General features: G+C 49.9%; 5 protein-coding genes and 2 pseudogenes. 2 read left to right on the forward strand and 5 right to left on the reverse strand.

Annotated elements, in window-relative coordinates:
• Window positions 1–39: 39 nt before the first annotated feature.
• Window positions 40–159, forward strand: a pseudogene (locus Q0C48_RS13585) (transposase domain-containing protein); the annotation flags it as partial.
• Between the two features lie 111 nt (window positions 160–270).
• Here the strand turns inward: Q0C48_RS13585 and Q0C48_RS13590 are convergent.
• Both Q0C48_RS13590 and Q0C48_RS13595 read right to left on the reverse strand, forming a co-directional pair.
• Window positions 271–645: a type II toxin-antitoxin system VapC family toxin gene (locus Q0C48_RS13590; protein ID WP_291525237.1), complete on the reverse strand. Its 375-nt coding sequence runs from the start codon at window positions 643–645 to the stop codon at window positions 271–273.
• Window positions 642–839, reverse strand: coding sequence for a type II toxin-antitoxin system VapB family antitoxin (locus Q0C48_RS13595; RefSeq protein WP_291525240.1), 198 nt, complete (start codon window positions 837–839; stop codon window positions 642–644). The genes Q0C48_RS13590 and Q0C48_RS13595 overlap by 4 nt, the downstream gene beginning before the upstream one ends.
• A gap of 428 nt (window positions 840–1,267) precedes the next feature.
• Here Q0C48_RS13595 and Q0C48_RS13600 point away from each other — a divergent pair.
• Window positions 1,268–1,428: pseudogene (locus Q0C48_RS13600) on the forward strand (IS256 family transposase); the annotation flags it as partial.
• 36 nt (window positions 1,429–1,464) lie between these two features.
• Here the strand turns inward: Q0C48_RS13600 and Q0C48_RS13605 are convergent.
• From Q0C48_RS13605 to Q0C48_RS13615, 3 genes are all read right to left on the reverse strand, one after another.
• Window positions 1,465–3,267, reverse strand: coding sequence for a PAS domain-containing protein (locus Q0C48_RS13605; RefSeq protein ID WP_291525242.1), 1,803 nt, complete (start codon window positions 3,265–3,267; stop codon window positions 1,465–1,467).
• A gap of 110 nt (window positions 3,268–3,377) precedes the next feature.
• The gene (locus Q0C48_RS13610) at window positions 3,378–4,139 is read right to left on the reverse strand and encodes an EAL domain-containing protein (protein WP_291525243.1); all 762 of its coding nucleotides are present in this window, start codon (window positions 4,137–4,139) and stop codon (window positions 3,378–3,380) included.
• 593 nt (window positions 4,140–4,732) lie between these two features.
• A complete protein-coding gene (locus Q0C48_RS13615; protein WP_291525246.1) occupies window positions 4,733–5,869 on the reverse strand; it encodes an inovirus-type Gp2 protein in 1,137 nt (378 codons plus the stop codon).
• Window positions 5,870–6,579: the final 710 nt, after the last annotated feature.

Raw genomic sequence — 6,579 nt, forward strand, 5'->3', positions numbered from 1 at the left:
GATGCCGCAAAACTGCTGCCGACTGACACTGAGATACCCTGCAAGCTCAACGGCATCGAGCCCTTCTCGTACCTCTGTGACGTGCTCGAAAAGCTACCCACCTGGCCCCATAAGCGTCTCCACGAACTCTTGTCGTGGAACTGGAAAAATCTGCTTTAGCCTGATCGGCGCCAACCCGCAAGGGTGGGTTGGCTGAACGTTTACGAGTGAATATAAGGCATTGGAGGTACGGCGGGAAGGCGCGCGGCTTGGGACTGAACAGCCTTCTATCTATTCGGATGACTCCGGTGAGTACGCACAGCCAAGTTCGGTAGCCAGAGCCATGAGACGTTTGTCGCGGGACCATAAATTGGCCTGCACGAGTGCGGCAGAGGCTAGGATACTCGCGTCAACATAGCCTATACCGCGTCCCATCAGGCCATGACACTCAATGAAAAACAGGGTTTCTTCTGGAAAGGTGGCGGTGCATCGGGGTAAGCATGAGAGCAGATATAAGGTCTGTTGCCGATTTTTGAGGTTGCCGCAGGCGATTTCTCCGATGATGAAATCGTGCGTTTGCACCATGCCATGATCAAGCAGAGTAGAAAGGTGTGCTTCTCCAGAACGAAAATGGTCGATCCAGACGGACGTATCGACCAGAATCAAGCAGCAGGTTCTCGTCTGCGGGGGACGTTCTGTAATTGCGGTTCTGTTCCACCCAAGCGAGCGAGGCGACGTGCACTTTCGCGCTGAATCAAAGCACGCAGGGCCTCTTTTAAGAGGGTACCACGGTCTTCTACGCCACAGAGCATTTTGGCTTGGGCCAGGAGCTCATCATCCAGGTTGATCGTCGTTCGCATAAGAGGGGCCTCACCATGGCATCACATGGTGTTATTTTAGATGATTGGCGTTGGTTTGTCATGGGCTCGGTGCGCATATTTCAGGACGACTTTACATCTGGCGCGCCCTCATTATACCTTAATACTTGTCAGTAGTTACTCTTACGCCTGCCCGCCACATCACTTCTGCCGATCCCCGATGCCAACGGGGGCAGGGCGGCGTTTGCAGTCGTCCAGCGGACTGACCATCATGTTCTCGAAACTCGTCACCATGGCTGTAAACCGTAGCCGTCTTTTGAGAATGGTTTTCGAGAATTGCAACCATTTGATTTACCGTGCAACAATCACCGCCATCTGAAGACTCTCGAAAACGGCCGTTTGCGATAGTGCCATTCGGCATGAGCCAACTTCCTTAACGGGTTTTATATTCCGAATTCTCAATGGACCCCAATAGCTTCCTTGGATTGGGCTTCAAGATGTTGCAACAGGCAGAGAAACGCTGGATCGGGATTTATGCCCCTGAGAAAGTCCACGATCTTTTTGCGGGGGTGAAATTCATGGATTACCGGCCAATCAAATCCTGCCGGATGACCAACAGAGCGCCGCCTGAACCCATGTCTGGAAATGCTTATACACCAGAATTGACTTATAGCTCTCCTTTCTTATCTAAAAGCGTCCAGTAGCGTTCTCGTTCACCCTTGTGCGTCTTGCTCTCATAAAGGGCATGATCGGCCTGGCGCAAGAGCTGGTCTCCAACCTCATCATCCCCAAAGAGATACAGAGCGACCCCCATGCTCGCGCCCACGCTCACGGTTTTGCCGTTGCTCAGCAGGATCGGGGCGGTTATGGTCTCTTCCACCTTGATCAGAACTTGGGTTAAGTCATCCAGGCCAGAGAGGCCCTCCACCAAGAGCACGAATTCATCCCCACCCAGGCGGGCGACAAAATCTGACCTGCGCAAGGCCTCCGGTAATCGTTTTCCCAAGGCTGCAAGTACTTCGTCACCGCTCTCATGGCCATAGGTATCGTTGACGGGTTTGAAATTGTCCAGATCCAGCATGCACACGGCCAGGAGCCGCTTGTGGCGGACAGCGCGGGCCATGCTCTGTTCTATCTGAATCTCCAGAAAACGCCGGTTAGGGAGGTCTGTCAGCGCGTCGTAAAACGCCATGCGTTGGATCAGTTCCTCCCTCGCTTTGCGCTGGGTGATGTCGGTGAAATAGCCCACGTATTGGACGTCCCCGGATTCCTCGTCATGGACGGCGCTGATGGTGAGCAGTTCCGGGTAGATTTCCCCGTTTTTGCGTTTGTTCCAGATTTCGCCATGCCAAAAGCCGTCGCTGACGATGGCGTCCCACATGGCCTGATAAAAGGCGCGGTCCTGCCGGCCAGATTGCAGGATGGTCGGCGTCTGACCCAGGACTTCCTCGGCCGCATATCCCGTTATGCGGGAGAAAGCTTTATTGATGCGGAGGATGCGCTTTTCGGCATCCGTGATGAAGATGGCTTCCTGTGCTTCAAATGCCGTCGCAGCGATACGCAAATCCCGCGCTGCGGCCTTCCGTACAGTCACGTCCCGCTGCACGCTGACGAAATTGGTGATGGTGCCATCCTGGTCGCGCACAGGGCTGATCGTGAGTTCGTTCCAGAAGGGGGAGCCATCCTTGCGGACGTTGAGGATTTCTCCGTTGAAGTCCTCACCCCGGGAAAGGGCGGCGCGAATGCGGGCCTTGGTGCCGGCGTTGCTGTCCTCGTCCTGCAGGATGGTGCAATAGCGCCCGCGCATCTCGTCCAAGGAGTAACCCGTAATACGGCTAAAGGCGGGGTTGACGAAAAGCACCCGTTCATCCACACCGGTGATCAGAACGCCCTCAGAGATTGCCTCCAGCGCTCTGGCCTGCAGCTGTACATGCTCCTTGAGACGGCGGTACTCCAGCACCAGAGATATGGCTGAGGCCACCGTTTCCAGCACCTGTACGTGAAAGGGGCTGGGGCTGCGGTGCACGAAGCTCGACAAGGCGAAGCTGCCAATGACTCTGTCCTGGCTGTCGCGGATGGGCATGGACCAGCAGGCCATGATGCCGAAATCCAGGGCCAGCGAACGCAACTGCCGCCAGCGGTTATCGCTCAGGGTGTCGGCGACAAAGACGGGTTCCTGCCGCATGACAGCATTGCCGCAGGAACCAGTCTCGGGCCCTGGCTGTAGTCCGGACAGCTGGGGCTGCGCCTCGGCGGGTACGTTGGGCGCGGCGAATACGTCCAGCCGACCTTCGTCGTCGAGTAGGAGAACGGTCGCCACCGATTCCGGCAACAGCGGCTCCGCAAGCCGGCAGATGTGTTCCACGGTGTCCCGGACGTTTTCTTGGCCCACGGTCACCCGCAGAATGTCTTTCTGCAGATGGATTAATTGGCGCTCTTCGTCCTGCGTTGATTGGGGAGATAGAGGCATCGTGTGGACCTTCAAATGGCATGGCGTGGGATTCCGGCTTCAAGCAAGCCCTATAGCTACAAGTTTCAGACGATCTGGGATTAAACGCAGAATGAAGCATTGTCAGCTGTTTAGTTGAAAATCTCTTCACGAGCAACCAAGCCCTCAAATTTTGGTTTTGCGAAGAAGTATCCTTGCAGGAGATGCACGCCATGCGCGATAAACCATTCCGCTTCAGGTAGTACCTCGATGCCTTCTGCAATAATGTTCAAGCCAAGTTCACGCGCAGTCAGAATGATACCTCTTACAATTGCTTGTTTTGTTTTATCTATATTAATGTTTCGGACAAGATGCATATCAATCTTGATGAGATCCGGCTTAAAGTCGGCAAGAAATGTCAGTCCAGCATAGCCTGATCCAAAGTCATCAATGGCTGTATAGAAACCCATCTTCTTGTAATAGTTAAATATTTCTTTTAATTTTATTGGGTCTTGTATTTCCTCGCTCTCCAGTACCTCAAAAATGATTTGAGTGGTATCAAAGCCAACCGATCTGGCAGCGTCTAGTGTAGTTCTTATACACATTTCCGGTTTATATACGGCATTTGGCATGAAATTTATGGAAAGTTTGGCCGACATGCCGAGTCGCTTGGCGAGTAGAATGCTTTTGACCCGACACTCTTGATCGAATCTATAGCGATTACTTTTATTAACGTGGCCCAGTACCCATGCCGCTCCTTGCCCGCTTGTGCCGCGAACCAACGCCTCATAGGCAAATACGCTTTTGTTTTTAGCGTCTACAATGGGTTGATAAGCAAAAGTAAAGTCAAAAGATAGAGAAGGGGTGCAGACTTTACAGCCAGGCTCTGGCGTTAAAATTTCTTGGGAGGACATCACATCTCCTTCAAAGCATATGTTTTATCTGAGTCGCACGCCGGGCTGTTTCCTCAACGAAGTGCAATAAAGACCATACAGGACATAATGCATCATAGTGTCTCATATTCGTGTTGCCAAAACAATCCTATCCTATTGTTTCTTATTTGTTTCCGTTTGCGACCAAACATCAGGCAAAACGGTGAATTTCTCCATTTTTAGGTCGGACACGAGTTCGGCCATTCTAGCCGAGTCCTACGTCCGCAATCAGTCTTCTGAAGTCATTGATCAATTGGAGGCGCGACACCGTATTGTTCTCCGAGCGGGGTAAGGTGTATACCCAGGGCTCCGCCAAAGTCATCCATAACCCATTGGTTCTTCATATTCCCAGATCCTTCGGGGTCGCTGTAACCTGATGAATACGCACCAGATTCAATACTGATCATCATACACAGCGTAAAAATACAGAGATATACTCAAATAATCAAAGAGATAGAAGCATGTTTGCCGTGGCCCTGGGTATATACCTGGAGACCCACCGTATGGCCTCTCTCGTATCCTCGCTACATCGTCCCTGCCGTCAGGGTGGAGTGTGGCCCAACTTGCTCCTTCCTTCAAGCGTCAACCGTTTCTTTTGTCGTTATGCCGCTGCGCATAAAGGTCCTGAGCCGGGTGCGTGTCTTGTAGAGCAGGAACTGATCTAACTTTACTAGATAGCCGATGGCCGATGCCAAGTGGCCCAGCTTCTCAGTGTCCCGGCGATGAATCTGACCAATTCCCAGGTATTTGTAGTGGACCTTTTTGCGATTGCAGTTGAAGTATATTCCCCGTCCCTCAGTAATCCGCATCCAAATCTTACCTGCCTCCTCAGCAATATGGCTGTCTGCCCTCCGTTTACTCCCATCAAAGAACATGAAAATATGGAAATGAAAGCCCTTGTCATGCCCGTATTCAAGTTTCGCAAGGTATCCATAGCGATCACGAAACTTTCTAGATCCACGAATAGCTTCTATAAATGCGGTAAAATATCGCTTAGATTCGTCTAGACCAACCATCTCCCCCAAATCATACCGAAATGCCAAATCAAATCGAACCACTAATATCCGCGAATGCTGGCGAAACAAATCATCAACAAACCCCATGGCTGAGTAGAATTGGCGTAAGTAATTATGGTGCCTACGCTGCACAGTTTTCCGATACGCAGGACTTTTCAGTATCCTTCTGACAGACTCCGCAACAGAATTGATGAGTCTCCCCTGTTCTTGATTGGTCATGCATTTGAGCTCATGAATCCGTTCATCCTTGGTGAGTGCATCCAGAAACGCCTGAACTTTTGGGCTATAGAGGTAGTCCATGGTAAGAAAAAGTGCGGATAAATGTAGGTGGTAGCAATTGGGACAAATGTGCTTATCCAGATGCATTTCTAGATCGCCTCTGCGGTTTCGTGTTTTTTCAACTGGAGACTGGTGAGATAACTCTAGTAGGGTGACATACCGCTCAATCTGTTCCAAAAGATACATTCGATCCCAATCGTCTAATGTGAAGCTATCTTCTTGGGTTAGCTGATCTGAATTGTCCTCGTCTGGGTTTGATGAACTTTCCTGTGAACATTTAACAAGTCGAGATTGCCTGTTGTGAGAATGTTGTGAGCCTAGTGATTCTCTTAGAAATTTATAGCTGTCTGTAACGTGTATCTTTGAAAGGATATCTCTTAATTGCATCTGGTCGTATATTTTGAAGTTATGATTCATTCCGGACCTCGTAAGTTATGGATAGAGTAATCCATACTATATGTTCCTGTTGTTCGGTATTGATAAGGGTTGAGAAAGGCTATAAGTTATACCCATTGATCTATCTGTATTGGTATTTTGTGCTCTGGTCTATAATCACTGTTGTGATTAACTTGGTCTGGCGTATGGTAATAACATTAAGTAATTATCGTGAATAGGCTATAGATGTTTTGTTTGTCTGTATATTGGTAATAATTGTAGATTACAATTGTACTGTAACGCTATTAGTAATAAATGACCATTTGGCACTAAATATACTTTGTTAATATCAATTATATTAATAACCAGTTTTATGTGGGCAGAATAAGACCTAACGGTCAAGTGTATGATGTATAGGTTTATTATGTAGATCATCAGAAGCACCTGATAGTATAGTTGGGCTATGATCTCCAGAGTTATGCGTCCAAACAAGCTCGGTTCAAAAATGCGTTTGGTCAATCCTGAAGGATCACCTTAGAGGAGCTAACTGGTTCCGCATGGCGGCATGCGACTATAGGGAAGTTCGAAAAACTCCCCATTTCCAGTAAAATGTAGGGAGCCGATTGGAAGGGAGAGCAACCATGGCAGGACTGGTAGGGCAAACAGGATTCTTCCCCGGAGACCGCCGGTTGCGGGAACTAGATTTGCTGGGCGACGGCCTGCCGCTGCTCAACCGGATCATTCCCTGGGAG

The organism is Acidithiobacillus sp., assembly GCF_023255755.1.
Taxonomy (GTDB): domain Bacteria; phylum Pseudomonadota; class Gammaproteobacteria; order Acidithiobacillales; family Acidithiobacillaceae; genus Acidithiobacillus.

Bases quoted from the DNA above. Each gene is read 5' to 3' on its own strand.
- Q0C48_RS13595 (WP_291525240.1), bottom strand. From the start codon at position 839: ATGCGAACGACGATCAACCTGGATGATGAGCTCCTGGCCCAAGCCAAA.
- Q0C48_RS13605 (WP_291525242.1), bottom strand. From the start codon at position 3,267: ATGCCTCTATCTCCCCAATCAACGCAGGACGAAGAGCGCCAATTAATC.
- Q0C48_RS13610 (WP_291525243.1), bottom strand. From the start codon at position 4,139: ATGTCCTCCCAAGAAATTTTAACGCCAGAGCCTGGCTGTAAAGTCTGC.
- Q0C48_RS13615 (WP_291525246.1), bottom strand. From the start codon at position 5,869: ATGAATCATAACTTCAAAATATACGACCAGATGCAATTAAGAGATATC.